Source organism: uncultured Nostoc sp. (genome assembly GCF_937863485.1).
Lineage (GTDB): Bacteria > Cyanobacteriota > Cyanobacteriia > Cyanobacteriales > Nostocaceae > Nostoc.
Genome location: NZ_CALMFY010000103.1, coordinates 56,977 through 79,408, shown reverse-complemented (window position 1 = coordinate 79,408; position 22,432 = coordinate 56,977). Strand labels below are relative to the sequence as shown.

General features: G+C 44.3%; 19 protein-coding genes. 12 read left to right on the top strand and 7 right to left on the bottom strand.

The window, feature by feature from the left end; genetic code table 11:
- Nucleotides 1-280 precede the first annotated feature (280 nt).
- The 4 genes from clpB to rpmB all read left to right on the top strand — a co-directional run bounded on the left by clpB (nucleotide 281) and on the right by rpmB (nucleotide 5,922).
- Nucleotides 281-2,923 carry an ATP-dependent chaperone ClpB gene (gene clpB / locus Q0541_RS13600; RefSeq protein WP_298911096.1) on the top strand — a complete coding sequence of 881 codons (2,643 nt, stop codon included), beginning with the start codon at nucleotides 281-283 and terminating at the stop codon, nucleotides 2,921-2,923.
- Between the two features lie 9 nt (nucleotides 2,924-2,932).
- A complete protein-coding gene (locus Q0541_RS13595; RefSeq protein ID WP_298911093.1) occupies nucleotides 2,933-3,070 on the top strand; it encodes a hypothetical protein in 138 nt (45 codons plus the stop codon).
- Nucleotides 3,071-3,504: 434 nt separating this feature from the next.
- Nucleotides 3,505-5,496: a molecular chaperone HtpG gene (htpG, locus tag Q0541_RS13590; RefSeq protein WP_298911090.1), complete on the top strand. Its 1,992-nt coding sequence runs from the start codon at nucleotides 3,505-3,507 to the stop codon at nucleotides 5,494-5,496.
- A gap of 189 nt (nucleotides 5,497-5,685) precedes the next feature.
- Nucleotides 5,686-5,922 carry a 50S ribosomal protein L28 gene (gene rpmB, locus Q0541_RS13585; RefSeq protein ID WP_273766461.1) on the top strand — a complete coding sequence of 79 codons (237 nt, stop codon included), beginning with the start codon at nucleotides 5,686-5,688 and terminating at the stop codon, nucleotides 5,920-5,922.
- An 893-nt stretch (nucleotides 5,923-6,815) separates the two neighbouring features.
- On the opposite strand, the gene Q0541_RS13580 is transcribed toward rpmB, so the two are convergent.
- Both Q0541_RS13580 and Q0541_RS13575 read right to left on the bottom strand, forming a co-directional pair.
- The gene (locus Q0541_RS13580) at nucleotides 6,816-8,333 is read right to left on the bottom strand and encodes a pitrilysin family protein (protein WP_298911085.1); all 1,518 of its coding nucleotides are present in this window, start codon (nucleotides 8,331-8,333) and stop codon (nucleotides 6,816-6,818) included.
- A gap of 46 nt (nucleotides 8,334-8,379) precedes the next feature.
- Entirely contained in the window at nucleotides 8,380-10,113 is a 1,734-nt protein-coding gene (locus Q0541_RS13575; protein WP_298911082.1) for a pitrilysin family protein, read from the bottom strand.
- 150 nt (nucleotides 10,114-10,263) lie between these two features.
- Between Q0541_RS13575 and Q0541_RS13570 the strand changes: the two genes are divergently transcribed.
- Nucleotides 10,264-10,878: a TetR/AcrR family transcriptional regulator gene (locus Q0541_RS13570; protein ID WP_298911079.1), complete on the top strand. Its 615-nt coding sequence runs from the start codon at nucleotides 10,264-10,266 to the stop codon at nucleotides 10,876-10,878.
- 41 nt (nucleotides 10,879-10,919) lie between these two features.
- Here the strand turns inward: Q0541_RS13570 and Q0541_RS13565 are convergent, their stop codons facing one another.
- Together Q0541_RS13565 and Q0541_RS13560 are read right to left on the bottom strand one after the other, a co-directional pair.
- Entirely contained in the window at nucleotides 10,920-11,360 is a 441-nt protein-coding gene (locus tag Q0541_RS13565; RefSeq protein ID WP_298911076.1) for a DUF4332 domain-containing protein, read from the bottom strand.
- Between the two features lie 200 nt (nucleotides 11,361-11,560).
- Nucleotides 11,561-11,779, bottom strand: a complete 219-nt coding sequence (locus Q0541_RS13560) for a hypothetical protein (protein ID WP_298911073.1) — start codon at nucleotides 11,777-11,779, stop codon at nucleotides 11,561-11,563.
- Nucleotides 11,780-11,943: 164 nt separating this feature from the next.
- Here Q0541_RS13560 and Q0541_RS13555 point away from each other — a divergent pair, with 164 nt between their 5' ends.
- Nucleotides 11,944-12,408 carry a DUF29 domain-containing protein gene (locus Q0541_RS13555; RefSeq protein ID WP_298911070.1) on the top strand — a complete coding sequence of 155 codons (465 nt, stop codon included), beginning with the start codon at nucleotides 11,944-11,946 and terminating at the stop codon, nucleotides 12,406-12,408.
- 8 nt (nucleotides 12,409-12,416) lie between these two features.
- Here Q0541_RS13555 and Q0541_RS13550 read toward each other — a convergent pair whose 3' ends face one another.
- Nucleotides 12,417-13,217, bottom strand: coding sequence for a PhzF family phenazine biosynthesis protein (locus tag Q0541_RS13550; protein WP_298911067.1), 801 nt, complete (start codon nucleotides 13,215-13,217; stop codon nucleotides 12,417-12,419).
- Between the two features lie 364 nt (nucleotides 13,218-13,581).
- Between Q0541_RS13550 and Q0541_RS13545 the strand changes: the two genes are divergently transcribed.
- The 5 genes from Q0541_RS13545 to Q0541_RS13525 all read left to right on the top strand — a co-directional run bounded on the left by Q0541_RS13545 (nucleotide 13,582) and on the right by Q0541_RS13525 (nucleotide 20,098).
- Complete coding sequence (locus tag Q0541_RS13545) at nucleotides 13,582-13,815, top strand: hypothetical protein (RefSeq protein ID WP_298911064.1); 234 nt, start codon at nucleotides 13,582-13,584, stop codon at nucleotides 13,813-13,815.
- 34 nt (nucleotides 13,816-13,849) lie between these two features.
- Nucleotides 13,850-15,232, top strand: coding sequence for an aminopeptidase P family protein (locus Q0541_RS13540; RefSeq protein WP_298911061.1), 1,383 nt, complete (start codon nucleotides 13,850-13,852; stop codon nucleotides 15,230-15,232).
- A gap of 596 nt (nucleotides 15,233-15,828) precedes the next feature.
- Nucleotides 15,829-16,758, top strand: a complete 930-nt coding sequence (locus Q0541_RS13535) for an AraC family transcriptional regulator (RefSeq protein ID WP_366941869.1) — start codon at nucleotides 15,829-15,831, stop codon at nucleotides 16,756-16,758.
- 159 nt (nucleotides 16,759-16,917) lie between these two features.
- Nucleotides 16,918-19,548 carry a TonB-dependent receptor gene (locus tag Q0541_RS13530; RefSeq protein ID WP_298911056.1) on the top strand — a complete coding sequence of 877 codons (2,631 nt, stop codon included), beginning with the start codon at nucleotides 16,918-16,920 and terminating at the stop codon, nucleotides 19,546-19,548.
- Nucleotides 19,549-19,627: 79 nt separating this feature from the next.
- On the top strand, nucleotides 19,628-20,098 hold the full coding sequence (locus Q0541_RS13525) for a hypothetical protein (RefSeq protein WP_298911051.1): 471 nt from the start codon (nucleotides 19,628-19,630) through the stop codon (nucleotides 20,096-20,098).
- Between the two features lie 64 nt (nucleotides 20,099-20,162).
- Here Q0541_RS13525 and Q0541_RS13520 read toward each other — a convergent pair whose 3' ends face one another.
- Nucleotides 20,163-20,363, bottom strand: a complete 201-nt coding sequence (locus tag Q0541_RS13520) for a Uma2 family endonuclease (RefSeq protein WP_298911205.1) — start codon at nucleotides 20,361-20,363, stop codon at nucleotides 20,163-20,165.
- A 72-nt stretch (nucleotides 20,364-20,435) separates the two neighbouring features.
- A complete protein-coding gene (locus Q0541_RS13515) occupies nucleotides 20,436-20,699 on the bottom strand; it encodes a hypothetical protein (RefSeq protein WP_298911048.1) in 264 nt (87 codons plus the stop codon).
- Nucleotides 20,700-20,885: 186 nt separating this feature from the next.
- Here Q0541_RS13515 and ffh point away from each other — a divergent pair, with 186 nt between their 5' ends.
- Nucleotides 20,886-22,352, top strand: a complete 1,467-nt coding sequence (gene ffh / locus Q0541_RS13510) for a signal recognition particle protein (protein ID WP_298911045.1) — start codon at nucleotides 20,886-20,888, stop codon at nucleotides 22,350-22,352.
- Nucleotides 22,353-22,432: the final 80 nt, after the last annotated feature.

The window sequence follows — 22,432 nt, the reverse complement described above, 5'->3', positions numbered from 1 at the left end:
CCCGTCGTCAACATCGCTCCAATAGCACCATTTGGGAAAGTCCGCTCAGAGCAGTGTTTTCGTTTTAAATTAAGAAATAGGTAATAGCGTGAACTATCACCAAATTACCAATCCTAAATTGCCACCGACGATACACGCGGATATACGCTGAGAATGTTTGGATAATTAGTGACTAGGGAAGAGTTTTTCCAATCCCCAGTCCCCATTGCCCCTTATCCCCAGAGGGGGCCCCGAGTTCCTCAATCCCTAAACTAAAAATCAAAATTCCAAAATTTTAAAGATGCAACCTACAGATCCGAATAAATTTACTGATAAAGCCTGGGAAGCGATTGTTAAATCTCAGGATATAGTCCGTGCTTATCAACAACAGCAACTAGATGTTGAACATTTAATTCTTGCCCTGTTAGAAGAACCCACTAGTTTAGCAATACGTATCCTGGCTCGATCTGAGGTCGATCCAATCCGCTTGCAACAGCAGCTAGAAGCCTTTACTCAACGTCAGCCCAAAGTTGGTAAAAGTGATCAGCTTTACCTTAGCCGCAATTTAGATGTTTTACTAGACCGAGCCGAGGAAGCTAGAACCAGGATGAAAGACTCCTACATTTCCGTGGAACACATCCTCTTAGCATTTGCTGAAGACGATCGCATTGGACGAAAGATACTTAAAAGCTTTAGTGCAGATACAGAAAAACTAGAAACTACCATCAAAACCATTCGTGGTAGCCAAAAGGTGACAGATCAAACCCCAGAATCCCGCTATGAAGCCTTACAAAAATTTGGCAGAGATTTGACAGAACAGGCAAAATCTGGAAAACTTGACCCGGTGATTGGGCGGGATGACGAAATTCGGCGGGTAATTCAAGTATTGTCTCGTCGGAGCAAAAATAACCCGGTATTAATTGGTGAACCTGGGGTAGGTAAAACAGCGATCGCCGAAGCTTTGGCACAGCGGATGGTAAATGGTGATGTTCCCGAATCTTTGAAAAACCGCAAACTCATTTCTTTAGATATCGGTAGTTTGATTGCTGGGGCAAAATTGCGAGGAGAATTTGAAGAACGCTTGAAAGCAGTCCTCAAGGAAGTTACAGAATCTAACGGTGACATCGTACTGTTTATTGACGAATTGCATACTGTAGTCGGCGCTGGTTCCACTCAACAAGGGGCAATGGATGCCGGAAATCTGCTCAAACCAATGCTGGCGCGGGGAGAACTGCGTTGCATTGGTGCTACTACCCTCGACGAGTTCCGCAAACACATTGAGAAAGACGCTGCCTTGGAACGCCGCTTTCAGCAAGTATTTGTGGATCAGCCAAGTGTGGAAAATACTATTTCCATTCTTCGGGGATTGAAAGAACGCTATGAAGTTCATCACAATGTCAAAATTTCTGATTCGGCTTTGGTAGCAGCAGCAACTCTGTCAGCGCGTTACATTAGCGATCGCTTTTTGCCAGATAAAGCTATTGATTTGGTGGATGAGGCAGCAGCACAGTTGAAAATGGAAATTACCTCCAAACCAGCGGAATTAGAAACCATTGATCGCCGCCTCATGCAGTTAGAAATGGAAAAGCTGTCATTAGCTGGCGAAGAAAAGGGAACTCCCCAAACTAAAGAACGTTTGCAGCGAATTGAACAAGAAATCGCTAGTTTAACGGGAAAACAGAAAATATTTAATGAGCAATGGCAAGGTGAAAAGCAGATATTGGAGGCGATAAGCGCCTTAAAGAAAGAAGAAGATGCGCTGCGAGTGCAAATTGAACAGGCGGAACGTGCTTATGATCTGAATAAAGCTGCCCAACTGAAATATGGCAAATTGGAGGGAGTACAGCACGAGCGCGAAGCCAAAGAAGCGAGCCTTTTAGAAATTCAAAACCAAGGTTCCACGTTGCTGCGAGAACAAGTCACTGAAGCCGATATTGCCGAAATCGTCGCCAAGTGGACAGGAATCCCCGTCAATCGCTTGTTGGAATCGGAACGGCAAAAATTACTGCAACTAGAAAGTCATTTACATCAACGAGTCATTGGGCAAGAAGAGGCTGTAGAAGCCGTATCAGCAGCGATTCGTCGCGCGCGTGCGGGGATGAAAGACCCCTCTCGTCCCATTGGTTCATTTTTGTTCATGGGCCCTACAGGTGTGGGTAAAACTGAACTCGCCCGCGCTTTAGCTCAGTTTCTCTTTGATTCTGATGATGCATTGGTGCGCTTGGATATGTCTGAGTATATGGAAAAACACTCAGTTTCTCGCCTTGTGGGAGCGCCTCCAGGATATGTAGGATATGAAGAAGGCGGTCAACTTTCCGAGGCGATTCGCCGCCGTCCCTACTCAGTGGTGCTGTTGGATGAAGTGGAAAAGGCGCACCCCGATGTGTTTAATATTTTATTGCAGGTGTTAGATGATGGGAGAATTACTGACTCTCAGGGGAGAACGGTAGATTTTCGCAACAGCGTTATTGTGATGACCAGTAACATTGGTAGCGAACATATCTTGGATGTAGCTGGTGATGATTCCAAGTATGAAACGATGCGGAAGCGGGTAATGGAAGCCTTGCGATCGCATTTCCGCCCGGAATTTCTCAACCGCGTTGATGATATTATTCTCTTCCATACCTTAAATCGCACGGAAATGCGGCATATCATCCGCATTCAACTCAAACGGGTAGAAAATCTCCTGCGTGAGCAAAAAATCTCCTTTGAGATATCCCAATCTGCTTGTGATCACCTTGTCGAATCAGGCTATGACCCAGTTTATGGTGCCCGTCCACTGAAACGGGCAATTCAGCGAGAAGTAGAAAACCCCCTCGCCACCAAGTTATTGGAAAATACTTTTATCTCTGGAGACACGATTATGATTGACAAAAATGAAAACGGTCTGTCTTTTAGTAAAAAAGTGCCAGTGAAGGTGTCAGTACCACAGATTGCTACATAGTCTGAGAAGGTGATTATAAATGGCGGCTACACAGATAAAACCCACCTGCGTGGGTTCATTTTTCTTATTCTCTACGAGACGCTGTGCGATCGCAGAAGCCGTAAAGTGAGAAGGCGATCGCTATATCAGTTTCCTGCTTCTAGATGAATTATGTTGTGATTTTCAGTTTCTCAGTCTTCATCATCCAAAACCAAGAATTTTGTTAATTTAAACTAGTATTTTAAGTAGAAGTGAGAAGGTGATATATCTTCAAAAGCTGCTTAGAATAATCTTTCTGTCAGCGCTGATGTTAAAGACATTAAATCAACGTCTAATCCCAGTTTAATTTTTACAGCTTGGTCGGAGGATGCGGGCTAATAAACCTGCGATGAAAATCGGGAGTAGGGAAATCCGAATCAGAAAATGGGGGCAAACAATGCTCAAAAAAGGAGCAATCACCTAAGTTATGGTTTTAAAATCCTAATTGGTATCATGCCTTTCTGTGTTCTCCGGGTTTATCCTGGAAAACAGAGGGTTAGGCTGTATTAGCCAGTATTAGCCACTATCATCATTTCAGATACTAACGTCGAAGATTACCAATTATGCTAGAACAAGGCACTATCAGTATTCATACTGAGAATATTTTCCCGATCATTAAGAAGTCGCTTTACTCAGATCATCAAATCTTCTTGCGGGAACTGGTATCCAACGCCGTAGACGCCATCCAAAAGCTGAAAATGGTATCCCGCGCTGGAGATTACGCTGGAGATATTGGCGAACCAGAAATTGAAATTGCCATTGACAAAGATAACAAAACCCTATCCATCTCCGATAACGGTATCGGGATGACCGCAGAAGAAGTTAAGAAATATATCAATCAGGTTGCCTTCTCTAGTGCTGAAGAATTTATTCATAAGTATGAAGGCAAATCGGATCAACCGATTATTGGTCACTTTGGTCTTGGCTTCTACTCCTCATTCATGGTGGCGCAAAAGGTAGAAATTGATACTTTATCTTACCAAGAAGGGGCACAGGCAGTTCACTGGACTTGTGATGGTTCCCCAGCATTTACCTTAGAAGAATCGCCCCGGACAACTCGCGGCACTACTATTACTCTCAGCCTGCAAGGAGAAGAGGAGGAATTTCTAGAAGACGCACGGATTAAGAATCTTGTCAAGACCTACTGCGATTTCTTGCCAGTACCGATAAAACTAGAAGGTGAAGTATTAAATAAGCAAATAGCACCGTGGCGAGAGTCTCCAAGTAATCTAAGTCAAGAAGAATATTTAGAGTTTTACCGCTACCTGTATCCTTTTCAGGAAGAACCGCTGTTATGGGTACATCTAAATACTGACTATCCCTTTATCATCAACGGGATTCTGTATTTTCCCAAAATGAGGCCGGATGTAGATGTTACTAAAGGGCAGATTAAGCTATTTAGTAATCAAGTTTTTGTTAGCGACAACTGCGAAGAAATTATTCCGCAATTTCTAACTCCAATGCGGGGTGTGATTGATAGCACCGATATTCCTCTGAACGTATCGCGCAGCGCTTTGCAAGGCGATCGCACCGTGCGGCGAATTGGTGATTACATTGCCAAGAAAGTAGGCGATCGCCTCAAAGAACTTTTCCGTGACAACCGTGAACAATACATTAGCGCCTGGAAAGACCTCGGTACTTTTGTAAAATTTGGCGTTCTCAACGACGAGAAATTCAAAAAACAAATCGAAGATATTATCGTCTTCCGCACTACCGCCAAGCTGACAGAAAAACCTGCTGCTGAAACTCCAGTAGTCGAAGTACAGTCTTCAGAGGGAGATGCTTGGCAAGATGTCACTCCTGCTTCAGCCAGTCCTGATTTTTCAGAACCCAATGCTCCCTATACTACGCTCAAAGAATATCTAGAACGTAACAAAGAACGTCACGAAAACCGGGTTTTCTACAGTACCGATGCAGCAACCCAAGCTACCTATATAGAACTACACAAAAATCAAGGCTTGGAAGTCCTGTTTATGGACTCCTTCATCGACACCCACTTTATCAACTTCTTAGAGCGGGAATATCAGGATGTTAAATTTACGCGGGTGGACTCAGATTTAGATAATACCCTGCTGGAACAAGACAAAGCTACGGAAATTGTTGATCCCAAGACGAACAAAACCCGGAGTGAGAGTATCAAAGAGTTATTTGAGAAATCTCTCAACAAACCTAAACTCAACATCCGTACCGAAGCTTTGAAATCAGACGATCCTCAAGGTACACCACCTGCGATCGTGCTTTTACCAGAGATTCTCCGCCGTATGCGAGAAATGAACGCCATGATGCAGCAGCAAACAGCAGAGTTTCCTGAAGATCACATTTTGCTGGTGAATACTGCTCACCCACTGATTCAAAATCTGGTAAATCTTAACCAAGGTAGTATTATTCAAGGTGACGGTCAATCGCCTACAGATCAGTTAGTAAACTTGATTTGTCAACATGTCTACGATTTAGCGCTGATGTCTCAGAAAGGATTTGACGCTGAGGGGATGAAATCCTTTGTCGAGCGCTCGAATGAGGTACTCACCAAGCTGACGGAACAAGCTAGTAAATAGTGCTGAGTTTGGAGAGAGGCGATTAATCGCGTCTGTACTTTGGAGAGAGGCGATTAATCGCGCCTGTACAGGAGTTTGGAGTTATTTCTCCCCCTGTCCCCATCTCCCCTCTCCTTCCTTTCCTACTTCTGTTGCCTAAGACCTAAAATGGAAAGGCTGTATTAAAATAACAATCTGGAGATACTTGCTATGTCCCGTCGCTGTGAACTAACTGGTAAGAAGGCAAATAACGCCTTTGCTGTTTCTCACTCCCACCGCCGTACTAAACGCCTTCAGCACGCCAATCTGCAAAGCAAGCGTGTTTGGTGGGCAGGCGGAAATCGTTGGGTAAAATTAAAGCTGTCTACCAAAGCAATCAAAACCCTAGATATTAAAGGGTTAGAAGCAATGGCAAAAGAAGCTGGTATTAACCTGAATCATTACTAAGTAACGTAGATTTATAACCTGAGACTATGTAGCGGAGACAGGATAAGCGGCCAAAGCCGCTGCTCATCCTGCTTCCCTACCAAAATAGGACTGAAATTAGATGGTTCAGTACCCAAAATTAATTAATTATTAATTACGAATTATGAATTAAACCTCATCTATGTTGAGAACTGTTGCTTAAAAAACCCCTTATAGAAGTGTATACAGGGGCGATCGCTCCTACATAGAAAAGCGTAGTTTAAAGAAAAACCTCTGGAGTTCCCAGAGGTTTTGGTTCCTGATTTAGTTTCTATTTGTTACTCCAACTTGTCCTCGGTCATTTCCCGATAATGAAGGAAATTATTTAATTTGAGTAGTTATAGGACTTATGCACGAGTTACGGAATAACGTAGACGCATTGGCGTAGCCTCTCGTAGAGAAGCGGCTTGCCGCAGGCTACCGCAGAGGCGCAGAGAAGCCAGTGCGCCCTTGCGGTTCCCCGACTTGTTCGCTCTTAGCGTTCCCGCTTTCTTAGCAACTGGCGCGACACGGAGAAATCAGAGTTTGAGAGATATTTTGCGTAAGTCCTAAGTTAGTCAAGTACTCAAAGGTGGGGGTATGTTATCCGGTGGACAACGTTTTAACGTTTAGAAAAGCAACTGACCAAAGCTCAATCACAACTAAGGCAGTTGTGCCAATAACAATTTGCCTGTGAAAAAGATGCACTCATGGCATAAAGTCATAAATTGTCAGTTGCCTTTAGATCAGCTTGTTGATATCAAAGCTGTTGCAGTTTTCCAATACAAAGGACGTGGTAAACCTAGTAAGAATGCTCAAGTAACGAAACACGATCAAATTCATGATCCGCATTCGCCATCTAAAAGCAGGCTGAATTTCTTGCTCGCAATTTTTGATTAATTCTTCGCCTGTGGTTGCGAACCAGGAATCGTTACATCTATTGGTGTCACCTGTGCTGCTAGCTGCGTCAATGGCGGTTGAATGGCGGTTTGATTCCCCACGACTAGAGTTACAATCCTTTCTGGCTTGAGGTATTCTCGTGCTACCCGTTGCACATCAGCGGCGGTGGTAGTGGCGACGGCTTTTTGATAGCGAAAGAGAAAATCAGCAGGATAGCCGTAATATTCGTATCGCATCAACCGTGATAAGGTCTGGTTGGGGTCTTGAAAGTTGAATACAAAAGAGTTGAGTGTAGACTCTTTGGCAAAAGCCAGTTCTTTTACTGTTACTCTTTGAGTTTGGATGCGCTTAATTTCAGCTTGTAAAGCTTTGACAAACTGCACAGTAGCATCCGATCGCGTTTGTCCACCAGCAATAAACATGCCAGGATAGTCGTAGCGGGGACTCCACTGGCCATAGACAGAGTAAGCTAAACCTTGACGCGATCGCACTTCATTAAATAAGCGTCCACCAAACCCATTTAATACCCCATTTAATACATCCAGCGCCGCATAATCGGGATTGTCGAACCGTCCGCCTAAATGCCCGATAAGCACACTACTTTGTGTTAGTTGTGGCTGATTTACAAAAAAGACTCCACCTGTATTAGCTGGCGAAACCGATGGTAATTTGGGTTTAGCAATACCTGGGTTGCGGTTCCAGTCGCCAAACTTAGCTTGAACGAGCGATCGCATTTTCTTCGCATTAAAATCCCCCACAATCCCTAAAATCATATTATTGGGGTGGAAATATTGCTGATAAAACTTGAGCAAATCCTCACGAGAAACCTGATCTACCGTTGCATACTCTATCGTGCGAGCATAGGGACTATTTTTCCCATAGATTAATTTCTTAAATTCTCGACTAGCAATGTCATCTGGATCGTCATTGCGACGGGCAATGCCACCCTTAGCTTGTGTCTTAGCTAAGTCTAGCTTTTCTTGAGCAAATACTGGTGATCGCACCACCTCCGCAAACAGCCCAAACACAGTTTCTAAATCTTCACTGAGTGCGTCAAAGCTAGCACTACCAGAAGTTTCAGCAATACCAACTTCTACAGATGCCGCCCGTTGTTCCAATATCTCGTTGAGTTCATCAGCCGAATGCTTCTTAGTTCCCCCAGTTCGCATTACCGCGCCTGTAAAACCAGCTAAACCGACTTTTTCCAGTGGTTCCAAGCGATTCCCTGTCCGTACAAACGCCGTCCCATTCACCAACGGTAACTCGTGATCCTCCATTAAATAGACAACCAAGCCGTTTTGGAGAACAAACCGCTCATATTTCGGTAACTTAATCTCAGGTAGCGGTGGCAACTGCAACTCACTATAATGCTTTGCTTGTACCGTCGCCGCCAGAGAAAAATTACAAGTTAAAAGTAAACATGCAAAAACAGCAACCAAAGCATAAATAAACCCCTTACCATTTTGAATCTTTAACACTATCTGCCTTTTACCCTTCACCTTGTACCTCTGCATATCTTTCTTCCTTTGTGCCCTTTGCGTCCTTTGCGGTTTGTTTCTCTTAAGCTTCTTTCGACAACAACTTCCCAATCGAGCGATTTTCCGGCGTAAATGTCTCCTTTGCCACCCGTTGAATATCAGCCGTCTTTACCGCCGAAATATCATCCAACTGCTTAAACAAATTCCGCCAAGAGCCAGTTTTTACCTCATATTCCAACAATTGTTGAGCCATTCCCATATTTGAATCGAGGGTACGTAACAAACCCGCCCCTGCTTGGGTTTTCACCCGTTCTAAATCAGCCGCTTCTACAGGCTCAGTTTTTAATTTGTCAATTTCTTGACGCAAAGCCACCGCCAACTCATCAACTGTATGACCCGGAGCTGTGAGAGCATAGAAAAATATCAAGTTCGGGTACTTATCTCCAGGAAATCCACTGTAACCTTGGGCATTTAGCGCCAAACGCTGCTTTTCTACCAAAGACTTATACAACCGCGACGTGCGTCCATCACTTAATAAACTGCCAATGATTTCATAGACTGCATTATCTGGATGGGTAATTGCCGGACGATGATAACCTTCTAAATACCAGGGTTGAGAAGGTAGCTGTAAAGTAACTTCCCGTGTTTGTTGTTGTGACGGTTCCATCGGGATTTGTTCAACAGCTTTGGTTTTTGCTTGATAGCGGCCAAAATAAGTTTGCGCCAGTTTTTTCACCTCAGCCGGCTTAACATCTCCGACAATGGCGATCGCTAAATTACTTGGTACATAGTGAGTATCAAAAAAATTCTGAACATCTTCTGGTGTCAGATTGCGGATATCTTCGTCATAACCAATCACTGGACGCCTGTAAGGATGAACTTTGTAAGCAGTATCAATAAACTTTTCCACCATCAGTCCAATGGGTGAATTCTCCACCCGCATCCGGCGTTCTTCTAAAATTACATCTTTCTCTTTATAAAACTCACGACGAATTACAGGATCGAGAAATCGTTCCGATTCCAGCGACATCCAAAGTTCCAGCTTATTGGCAGGAAAACTGTAAAAATAACGGGTGGCTTCAGTAGAAGTATTGGCATTTAAACCCACGCCTCCCGCTTGTTCCACAATTTGCCCTAGTTCGTTTTGCTTGACTAGCTTACCTGCTTGTGATTCTACTTGCTTAAACTCAGTTTCTAACCGAGCAACTTCATCTTTTTTGCCCTCAGCTTTCGCTGTTTTAATTTGAGTATCTAACTGCTGCAAGCGCTCTAGTAGGGGTTTTTCTGCTTTGTAGTCTTGTGTGCCAATGCGCGTTGTGCCTTTGAATGCCAAATGCTCAAGAAAGTGAGCTACGCCAGTTTTACCATCTGACTCATCCACACCACCGACATTGGCATAGGTAAGAAAGGAAACCACGGGCGCTTGATGTCGTTCCAAGACAATAAATTTTAGACCATTGTCGAGGCGAAACTCCGTTAACTGCTTAATCACTCGATCCAGATAAGGTTGGATCGAACTTTGAATCGGTGGGGTTTGAGTTTTGGCTGCTTGAGGAAGTACCGTTTGAGTTTGAGCCAGAGCAATTTCTGGCAGTAATCCCCACCAAAGGACGATCAAAGCCAACAAAGTGACAAACAACCACCGCAATCTGACAGATACTTTATCTAACCAATCCAAAATCGTTCGATGGTTCCTGAGCGTCCCTGGCGCGTCTGGTAGAGAAGTCGTACTCCGCTGGAGTTGCAAGCTACGCGTAGCGTTTCGCAGGAAAGTCCCCAATCTAAAATCTAAAATTGACCGACTGATCTGGTTCATAAGCGAAAATTAAGATAAAGTTACACTACCTAAGAAACAGGGTACTTAGCAAAAGGACGTTAATCTTGTATTAAGCTTTCAGTGGCTTTTTTACTTGATGTTAGACAATAATGCTACAAATTTTGTTCTGCAAATCTCACCATAACTGTTATGCGAGTTTTTAATTCTTCCCCACCCTCAGAGGCTCAGACGCGCACCCGGATTTTACAGGCAGCACAACGATTGTTCGCCGCTCAGGGATTTGACGGCACTACCACCCGTGATTTAGCACAGGCGGCAGGTGTAGCTGAAGGTACTCTATTTCGTCATTTTCCCAATAAAAAGGCAATTTTGGTGGAAGTAGCTACGAGTGGCTGGGTAGAGATTCTTACAGATTTGCTGACAGAATTGAGTGAGATGGGCAGCTATAAAGCCGTAGCTCAAGTGATGCGTCGCCGGATGTGGAATTTCCAAAAAAATGCCGATTTGATGCGCGTTTGTTTTATGGAGGTGCAGTTTCACCCCGATTTGCGCGATCGCATCCAATTAGAAGTGATTACTAAAATGACCGATGTCGGCGAAGCGTTCTTTCAAACAGCGATGGACAAAGGCATTTATCGCCAAATGGATGCCAAGCTGGTTGCTAAAGTTTTCTTGGGAATGTTTGCGATCGCAGGTTTTTCTAACAACACCCTCATAGAACCTGATGCTTCCCCCCAACAAATGCAGGAAATGGCAGAAGGACTCGCTGATATCTTCCTTAATGGTGTTTTAGCCAAAGAGTGAAGAATCATAAATTATGAATTATGAATTTTAACTCCTCATTCCTAACTAATGATTGCTTTCGCTTGCTGACTCCACTGTTGTACTAGCTCAATCGCTGGACACAAATCTCGTCGTTGCATTGTTGCTACTTGCAAACGCATAATTTGTTGGTGCAATCTGTGAGTCGGAGTCTGAGCCAACTGTGCTACAGAACCAATACCTGCATGGAGCAATAAACCACAATATTGTACGCCTACACTGGGAATACGCGCCAAGTCAGCTAAAGCCATCCATTTATTTACATACTGAAGATGAATCTGTAGTTTATTTGCTAACGCCAGCCGTGCCTCTAGAGTCTTGCCTTGTTTGACTAGCGCTACTGTGCTAGTAATCCCATAATTTTGCAGTTGAGATTGTTCTTCGTGGCTCAGTCCAGGTAATTGCTCGATTGGCCAGTCACCAGATATGAGCAGATTTCGACTATTTGTATTTTTAGCAGACATTTTTAAAACTAAATATAGGCTTCTTTTAATATTGTGACAAATGAAAAAAACTTAATCGTATATATAGCAGTCCTAAATCAAACGCGCAGAAACAAGATTCCCGACTTCTCTTAAAAGTCGGGAATCTGAGCTTTTCAATTTTGGCATTGTTTTGCTGCTACCCTGCGGGAATGTTTCATTAATACACATCTAAATGCAACCTACTGCAATGCGATTGTATTGACTAACAATGCGATTGTATCGACTGACAATGCGATTGTATCGACTGACAATGCGATTGTATCGACTGACAATGCATTTGTATTCACTAACAATGCGATTGTATCGACTGACAATGCATTTGTATTCACTAACAATGCGATTGTATCGACTAACAATGCGATTGTATCGACTAACAATGCGATTGTATCGACTAACAATAACATTTCACCATGTTAGCTTATTAAAATGAAGCGGTAATTAACTCATCTCGCATAACAGTTACGGCTGCGGCGAGAAAGACGCGATCGCTTCGCCCCCTAACGTTAAGATGGGTGTAAAAGATTTCAAATTTAGTTCGTTGATCGTGGATTGCAGCAAGCTCATGACCCCGATTCCGAAAAGCGCAGCCCAGTTGTATGAAATAGACTTTGTAGCATGGACAGAACAGACTCTACAACTCATTCGGGCTGGACAATTTGAACAGGTAGACTGGGACGCTGTGATTGAGGAGATTGAAAACTTGGGACGGTCAGATCGGCGGGAATTAAAAAGCCGCTTGGAAGTATTATTACAGCATTTGCTCATGTGGCAATATCAGTCTAGTTTGCGGAGTGGCTCCTGGCAAAATACGATTAATGAACAACGCAACCGGATTACAGATTTGTTACAAGAGAGTCCCAGCCTCAAGTCCTATCCAGAAGAAATTTTAGCCCAATGTTACCATCGCGGATTGAAAGCTGCTAGTAATGAAACTGAACTACCAATAGATACGTTTCCAGTGAAATGTCCTTATCCCATTCCCCAAGTTCTCGATGCTGAGTTTTTGCCGGATGCAATTGATTTGTAATATTAGGTTTATGCAGTAATTAACTCACCTCGCATAACAGTTACAGCTTGTCCGGCAAGAAAAACGCGATCGCCTCCTGTATAGCGTACTTTCACTACCCCACCGCGACTGGATGCCTGATAAGCCAATAACTCATCTTTGTGCAAGCGATCGCGCCAAAACGCAGCGAGACAACAATGGGCAGCCCCAGTAACGGGGTCTTCATTAATACCTACTCCTGGTGCAAAGAAGCGAGAGACGAAATCATAATCTAAATCTAAAGAAGCAATGCTGGTGACTATAACATCAGAAACAGGCAACGTTTTTAGTAATTGAAAATTAGGCTGCATTTGCCGCACCAAGTCTTCCGATTCCAATTCCACTAAATAACCTAGTGAATTCTGCAAGACAGATTTGTATGGTACACCCAAAGCCTCCCTGAGTTCTGGAGGAGCGATCGTTTCTTGTGAGTGATTCACAGGAAAATCTAACTCAATCCACTCACCTTGCAACTTTGCAATCAGCACTCCGCTTTTGGTGTAGAAACGCGCAGCTTCATTCGGTGACAAATGTCCCTCTGACCAAAGTACATGGGCACTAGCTAAGGTTGCGTGACCACAAAGCGGTACTTCCACCGTGGGCGTAAACCAACGCAGAGTGAAGCCATCATCCTGTCTAACTAAAAAAGCCGTCTCAGATAAATTCATCTCCTGCGCTACGTTCTGCATCCAGCGTTTGTCTTGGGGAGTAGGCAAAACACAGACAGCAGCAGGATTCCCTGCGAAAGGTGTACTGGTGAAAGCATCAACCTGAGTAATGATTTGTCTCATTAGAGTCGCTTTAAAAGTTAGACAGCAATATATTTCTCAGGAGTGCGTTAAAGATTTATGCCGAGCGTTACGATTATTCTCAGACGGCTAATCGTTCGTAGGTTAGCACCGTGCTACCAAAGCGCGTGTTACATCCAAATCAGAACCCCCATATACACAGGACTTAGGCAAGAACTCTCTGAAACTCTTATTCCTTTGTGTCCTTTGCGACGGCAGTCGCTACAACGGGGGGAACCCCCGCAACGCGCTGCCTCTCCTTTGCGGTTCGTTTTATCATGATTTTGCGTAAGTCCTGATACAGTACCTTATAAATTAGGAATACAATCTCCAAAAACTGGGGTCAATGTTCAAGCAAAACGAAAACATGAGGATAAAAATCTTCAGAAGCATCTTTGCTGCTGTCAACTTAACGCTAATTTCTGGAGGATTAGTTAGTTGTGTTGTTGAGGTACCGCGGCCATCTGCTCCAACTGAGCAACAAAAATCAGTCCTACAACCTACCCAACAGCCTAACCAAACTAACCAGAAGGACAAAAATGACGATGACAAACATCGCAAGAATGATAAAGACGATGACGATAAAGAAGATAACGACTAAATAAAGACAAAACTATAACCTTGAGTTTCCATTTATGCTTATCCAACAAACTTCTACTTCCCTCGTGGATACTTTACGTCTGCGACGCCAACAACTAGCCAACCTCATTGATTTTCCAGTAATTCTGTGGTCAGGTAGCAACAGTCCGCGTAACTTTCCAGCAAATCTTCTTCCGTTTCGCGCTAGCAGTCATTTCCTCTACTTTGCCGGACTGCCATTATCAAAGGCGGCAATTCGTCTAGAAGCGGGTAAGCTAGAACTATTCATCGACGATCCATCACCCAGCAGCGCCCTTTGGCATGGAGAAACGCCAACGCGCGAGGAAATAGCCCAGAAGATTGGGGCGGATGTGGCAAGGCCAATGGCAGAATTAGAATCTTGGGTAGAAGATGCTGCCACACTTGCTGTACAAGATGCAGCTACTTGGACGCAACAATCGCAGCTATTAAATAGATGGGTTTTACCACAAAGTCCTCCCCAAGGAATTGACTTGGAGTTAGCTAAGGCGATCGTTTCTCTGCGCCTAACTCATGATGATGCTGCATTAACCCAGTTGCGAAAAGCGGCAGCTGTCACCGTTGAGGCGCACAAAGTTGGTATGGCAGCAACACCAAAAGCGAAGCTGGAAGCAGAAGTTCGGGCAGCGATGGAAGGAGTAATTATTGCCCACAATATGACCACTTCCTACAACAGTATTGTTACAGTTCACGGTGAAGTTTTGCATAACGAACACTATCACTACCCTTTACAACCAGGTGACTTATTGCTTGCCGATGTTGGCGCTGAAACTGAGATGGGTTGGGCAGGTGATGTCACTCGCACGTGGCCAGTTTCCGGGAAGTTTTCATCCACCCAGAGAGATATTTATAATGTCGTACTAGCAGCCCATGATGCTTGCATTGCCAAAATACACCCTGGTGTAGAGTATGGAGATATTCATTTGCTAGCTGCCACAGTTATCGCTGAAGGTTTAGTAGGGTTAGGCATTTTACAAGGAAATCCCCAAGATTTAGTAGAAATGGATGCCCACGCACTGTTTTTCCCTCATGGAGTCGGTCATATACTGGGTTTAGATGTTCATGATATGGAAGATTTGGGCGATTTAGCAGGGTATGAAGAAGGGCGTGAAAGAAGCGATCGCTTTGGCTTAGGCTACCTGCGTTTAAATCGTCCTTTGCGTCCAGGAATGTTAGTCACAATTGAACCTGGTTTTTATCAAGTACCAGCAATTTTAAATGATACCAATGTCCGCTCAAAATATCAGAATGTGGTGAATTGGCAACGTTTATCTGAATTTGCCGATGTCCGCGGAATCCGCATCGAAGATGATGTATTAGTTACTGAAGTAGGGAGCGAAGTTTTAACAGCCGCATTACCAAATAGTGCCAGTGCTGTGGAAGATTTAGTGAGTTGTTAAAAAATAAGTAGGCAAACATAATTAATTACACAATGTCATTGCGTTGGCGCAGCCTTCCCGTAGGGTATGCAGCGTCCTCCTTTGGAGAACTCGTTCGCTACCCGTCTTTTGACAAAGACGGGTAGCGAAATGAAGCAATTCGCTTGCGGCTGGGATTGCAACTCTTGGAGACACTACCGCGTAGCTTGCTTCTTTGTTCGTGTAGCGTCTCGTAGGGAAGGAGTACGCTCCGCTTGGAATGACTGTAATTAATTAAGCTATAAGCAGCTAACAGCCAGATCCATAACTAGGGTATATCAGGTGCCGCAGCTACGCCCGTCGTAGACATCACCTTTTTGGAGTACTAACTAAGGTATGTCGGATGCGATCGCCAGCTATTAAGAATGAGTGACGAAAAAATTTGGGCGATGCCTACGGCTGGCTATTCGGCGTCGCGTGTCTTATGTGGTGACTGAAAACTGCCATAAGCGATACCGACCGTAAGCTCCGCTAACGCCATACTAAACTATAATTATTAATAAAAATTATTATTACTACTAACCATGACCATTACCCTGACGACAAAAGAGTACAGTAAACTATGGGCAGAAGCTGAAATGAACAGCCAGAAAAACCCAGAATCAAATGAATTTATTTATCAAGTGCCAAGACTTCTAGGCAAAGGATATGTGCGAGATATTGAGGTGTATCCCCATTTGTTGCTTTCAATTAGTGACTCTGAATATCACGATGATGTATTGATGAAAGTTCCTGAATATAATCATCCTCTGCAATTTTGTGTAGAGCTTTTAGGAATTAACACAGACGATACACTGATCTCTGGTGCTGGGGTTCAACGCTCATGGACTTGGGAGATACAGAAACACCAACGGAGTGTGGGCGTTGATATTCACATGCCACCTTCGCTATTGGGAACCTTTTTTCCGACAGCAGGTGGCGAAATTCCTTCCCAGTTCAGCTTACTGGCGAAAGGTGATGATTGGCAGATAATGCTACAGCCCAAAAAGACTACTGCTGTCCACTCTGTGGCAGAGCAAATCATTAACTGTCCTTATCAAGGAATCGCCAAGCTGATGTTTTTGCAGGTGAGAGTGCTGGAACTGATCAGGTTGCAGTTAACTCCAATGCTGGTGGATCAAGGTGGAGTGCAACCATTACCACGACTGAAGGCAGAAACCATCGCCCGAATTCATCATGCCAGAGAAATTTTGCACTCCCGTATAGATAATCCGCCGTCATTGCTGGAATTATCGCAGTTGGTGGGGGTGAGCGATCGCACTCTGCGACGTGGATTTCAGGAACTCTTTGGCACAACTGTATTTAGCTACATAACCAATCAGCGTATGGAGTGGGCAGAGGAACTATTGCGGCAAGGCAATCTCTCTGTTGCTGAGGTTGCCAACCTAGTCGGTTATTGTAACTTGGGACACTTTGCATCTGCCTTCAGACGCAGGTTCGGCATTACGCCAGGGAAATGTTTAATAGGCAAGAAGTCCGTTTCGGGATCTGAAGCCGTTTCTGAGTAGACTTGATTGCCAACTCTTTTGTACACTCTATTTCACTGAGAACTAAGAAATAATTGCAATAATCCAGATTTTTTACCGAAGTCATCCTCCAGTGTTGCTGGAGGATTGCAAGGCGTGTCAATAAGCAAAGTTTTGTGAGCAGGTGTGGAGGGAGTTGTTATGAAGCGTTGGCGGTTTTTTAATTGTGTTTATCTGTGGCTGGCACTCTTTACGGGATGTCTGAGTGCTGTAACTATTTCACCAGGATGGGCAGATGTTAAATCAAGCAATGAAAAGTCAAAATCCACGCTAACTTCAAAGATTCGTCATTTAATAGAGCATCCGATCGCCAGCGCTCAACAGCTTGTGCAGTCGCCTGCACCGCCAAACACGCCCTCAGTAGAAGTTGTGCAAGTGACGGCAGTGAAAGCTAATCCCACCGCTAAAAGTGTGGAAGTTATTTTACAAACTACCAAAGGTGAGCAGTTACAAGTTACTAATCGCAGTGCTGGTAATAGTTTTATTGCTAATATTCCTAATGCCCAGCTGCGCTTACCGTCAGGCGAGGCATTTACATTCCGTTCCGAAAAACCACTTGCGGGAATTACTGAAATAACAGTCACGAATGTTGATGCCAATACTATCCGGGTGACAGTCATCGGTGAGGCAAGCTCACCAACAGTCGAGTTATTTGACAGTGATGAAGGTTTGATTTTCGGGTTGACAACTGCTGCATCTACTGCAAAGCAGCCACCCCAAACACAACCAACACCTCAAGCAGAGCAGCCAGCAAACCAAACCCAACCACAGCAACCATCGGCTTCCAGTGATCAGCCAATTGAGCTGGTAGTGACAGGCGAGCAAGACGGATACAGTGTGCCAGATGCCAGCACTGCCACCCGAACCGATACACCCCTGCGTGATATTCCTCAGTCGATTCAAGTGGTTCCCCAGCAGGTGATAAAGGATCAACAAGTCATTCGAGCTTCAGAGGCGTTGCGTAACGTTAGTGGTGTCCAACGGTCAATACCAGGTGGTGGCAGTAACGACAGATATACCATTCGTGGTTTTGATCAAAGCGTTAATTTACGTGATGGTTTTAGAGACAGTAACGCGGGTCTTGTGGAAACTGCTAATTTAGAACGGATTGAAGTACTCAAAGGACCAGCTTCAGTACTATATGGCAATGTAGAGCCTGGTGGTGTGATCAACTTTGTTACCAAACAACCACTCGAAAATCCTTTTTATTCTTTTGGAGTGCAAGCAGGAAGTTTTGGTCTGGTTCGACCGACCCTAGATATATCAGGTCCGTTAAACCCAGAGCGTACACTGTTGTATCGGTTAAATGCAGTTTATCAGAAAGGCGGAGATTTTCGAGACTTCGACCAAGAGGGTGAACGTTATTTTGTCTCACCTGTATTGAGTTGGAAGATTGGCGATCGCACGAACTTGACTCTGGAATTTGAACATGTATATGATGAACGACCTTTTGATCGGGGATTGGTTGCCATTGGTAGAGGAGTTGCAGATATTCCTTACGATCGGGTTCTAGGTGAACGGGATGACAGGAGGACTCTAACAGAGGATAGGGTAGGATACCGTTTGGAACATGGTTTGAGCGAAGACTGGAAGCTTCGCAGTCGGTTTCAATTCTCTACGAGTCATGGCAAATACCTTAATGTTGAAATTGGAACATTGAACGAGCAGACTGGGGAAGCAGATAGGACCTGGAATGACAGCAATACTAATTCCAAAGAATATGTGCTGCAAAACGATTTAGTTGGGAAGTTTTCTACTGCCTGGGTCAAGCACACGCTTCTGTTTGGTGTTGATCTGCTTAGGACAACATTTGATGCCGATCTTTACTATGGTCCTGCTCTCAATATTAATATCTTTAACCCCGTTTATGGAACCGTTCCTCGTCCCAATCGAGATCAGCTTCCAGATGTCTTTCCGTTCCCATCGAGTGAAACCAATTCTTTCGGCATCTTTTTGCAAGATCAAGTGGCGCTCACTGACAACTTAAAACTGCTGCTGGGAGGACGCTTCGATCTTGTCGATCAAAAGTCTACTTCAGAGCAGCAAGATGATGCCTTTACGCCACGGGTTGGTATCGTCTACCAACCGATTCAACCAATTTCCCTCTATGCCAGCTTCAGTCAATCATTCCAACCTAACTCAGGAAATCGGGCAGATGGTTCACTGCTCGAACCACAACGCGATACTCAATATGAGGCAGGTATAAAAGGTGAATTTTTGAATAACTCTTTGACAGCAACCCTAGCAGCATACGAAATTACCAAGAGCAATGTCGCAACACCAGATCCAAACTATCCTGAAAGCACAGGATTTGTCATCCCGATTGGAGAGGTGAGAAGTCGAGGCATTGAGTTGGATATTGCCGGGGAAATTCTTCCAGGCTGGAATGTCATTGCTTCTTACGCCTACACCGATGCCAAAATCACACAAAGTAACGATGGGCAACAAGGAAACCAGCTTGCCAGCGTACCCTATAACGCTGCTTCTCTATGGACAACCTATGAACTTCAAACAGGGAATTGGAAAGGGTTAGGCTTTGGTTTAGGTTTGTTTTACGTTGGCGATCGCCAGGGGGATCTGGCTAATGACTTTAAAATATCTAGCTACTTGCGTACTGATGCCAGCATTTTTTATCGGCGAAATAGCTGGAAGCTTGGCCTCAACTTCAATAATCTTTTTAATGTTAACTACATTGATGTTGGCCAGAATAGAACCTCTATTACCCCTGGTGAACCGTTTACAGTTGTAGGATCGCTCTCAGTGGAGTTTTGACGAATTCAAGAGCGACAACACTTTGGTATCGTGAAGACATAGTATTCTACTTCGTGATATCTAAAATAATTCCAAATTCATGATCAAAAACCCTATAGGATTACTACTCAATGGAGTTATTGTCACCTTCGGACTATTGCCATTATTAGCTCAAGCACAGCAGCCGATTTCTGATACCCAAGTTGCGGCGATGGTAGAGGCGTTGCGACAGGCTGCACCGCAGACAAAAAATCCCAACGATGGACTTTACAGCGAATGGCAAGTTAAACCAGAAACCCTCAAAGGCTGGTCAAAAACTTGTCTCAAACGAGAACTAACACCGACGCAGTTTGAAAACAGCCCTGCGATCGCCCGCCAAGTTGTATCCTGTATTACGCGCCGTGAGTTAAGCAATCAATTTCGCGCTACCAACAATAATGAAATTGCATCTGTGCGTGGCGCAGCTTGTTGGTGGATGACTGGTAACTATACAGGTTGTGACAAAGGTTTCACTGCTGACTATGTGCAAAAAGTTGTCCGCTTTTACCAACAACAACTCTCAAAACCATGACTACTTTCAACTGTTTTTCATTAGCAACGTAAAATACTCTGTTGTCGCCAAATTTTACTAGACGTTAGCATTTCTGATTTTGTAAAACGTTAATCCTAAAACAATTGCCATCATCTCGCCAGATTTCAGGCACTCCCATATCAGCATAGACTTCAAAGCGATTTTGATAACTGCTAGTAATATCAATTTCTACTACCAAATCTGGTGGTGGATATTGTGTTAAATCTATTCTTTTTTTGCCTTTTATTACATTAATATTTTCAATGTAAAAGCATTTGTCTAATTCTGCACCACTCAGTTACGGACGTTTAAAAGTAGTAGAACCAAGACAGTCAATTCAAACTTCTAGTTCTTCTGCTAGAGTTTCGACAAATCGACCCACCATTTCTTTGTATCGTTCATGTTCAGGTGAGGGAACCATGATTTCTAAAGTACCTCGATTGTATGTGAGCCGAAGGCGGCGACTATTACTCAGTTCAGTTAGCAAGTTTTCATAGGTTTGCCAACTAATACCCGATAAGTGGATGATTTCTGTAGGTTGAAGCAGTGTGTTGCTAGTCATAGCAATATGTGATGTAGGTTCTCGCTGTACAATAGCCATTCTTACCTTCACTGTACTTTAAGCTCAATCTTCTTTCATATTCAATAAAGGTAGGTATCAGGTTGCTACAGTCGCGGTGAAAAATACTAAGCTGGTAAATAGCACGTTTAAACTTTAGCGGGAATTCCGAATCGCACTCATCGGCGGTTCAAAATTCCCCATTGGCGAACTACCTGTAATTACATTATGTTTGATGCTCTATCTGACCGTTTAGAATCCGCCTGGAAGAAACTGCGAGGACAGGACAAAATTTCTCAATCCAACATTCAAGATGCATTGCGCGAAGTGCGCCGCGCCTTGTTGGAAGCAGATGTCAATCTCCAGGTAGTCAAAGATTTTATTAGCGAAGTCGAAGCCAAAGCACAGGGAGCCGAGGTGATTACCGGCGTGCGACCTGACCAACAGTTTATCAAAATTGTTCACGATGAACTGGTGCAGGTGATGGGAGAAGAAAATGTTCCCATAGCAGAAGCCCAGGAACAGCCTACCATCGTGCTAATGGCTGGGTTGCAAGGTACTGGTAAAACCACAGCTACCGCTAAGTTAGCCTTACATCTCCGTAAATTAGATCGGAGCTGTTTGTTGGTGGCGACAGACGTATATCGCCCAGCAGCGATCGACCAGTTGGTGACGTTAGGTAAGCAAATTGACGTACCAGTATTTGAACTAGGAAGCGACGCAGACCCAGTAGAAATTGCTCGACAGGGTGTAGAACGCGGCAGGGCAGAAGGTGTAAACACAGTAATTATTGATACTGCTGGACGCCTGCAAATTGACGAAGAAATGATGGCGGAATTAGCCCGGATCAAAGCAACTGTCCAACCCGATGAAACTCTGTTGGTGGTGGACGCGATGACTGGTCAAGAGGCAGCTAATCTTACCCGTACCTTCCATGAGCAGATAGGAATTACAGGGGCGATTCTCACCAAGCTGGATGGTGATAGCCGTGGTGGCGCAGCGCTTTCCGTGCGAAAGATTTCGGGAGCGCCGATTAAGTTTGTGGGCGTGGGTGAGAAAGTCGAGGCACTACAACCGTTTTATCCCGATCGCATGGCATCGCGGATTCTGGGAATGGGCGATGTCCTCACCCTGGTAGAAAAAGCTCAGGAAGAGTTTGATTTAGCAGATGCTGAGAAAATGCAGGAGAAAATCCTGTCAGCGAAGTTTGACTTTACTGACTTTCTCAAGCAGTTGCGGATGCTGAAGAACATGGGTTCTCTGGGAGGCTTGATCAAGATGATTCCAGGGATGAACAAGCTCTCAGACGATCAACTCAAGCAGGGAGAAACCCAACTGAAGCGGTGTGAGGCGATGATTAACTCCATGACTCGCCAAGAACGCCACGACCCCGATTTATTAGCTAGTTCACCCAGTCGGCGGCGACGGATTGCTTCTGGCTCCGGCTATAGAGAATCAGATGTAACTAAACTGGTGGGTGATTTCCAAAAAATGCGATCGCTCATGCAGCAAATGGGTCAAGGTGGCTTCCCTGGAATGCCGGGGATGTTCGGCGGTGGCGGTATGGGCAACGCCTTCGCAGGTGCAGGTAATCGTCCTCCTGCCCCAGGATGGCGAGGTTATGGTGGTGACGCCACAGGCACGAAAAAGAAAAAAACCAAAGATAAAAAGAAAAAAGGCTTCGGCAATCTTTAATCAAGAGTCATTAACTAATGACTAATAGCAGCAAATGCTAGGCAGTGCTAAAATTAGCATTTCGGCCTCAGATTTGATGA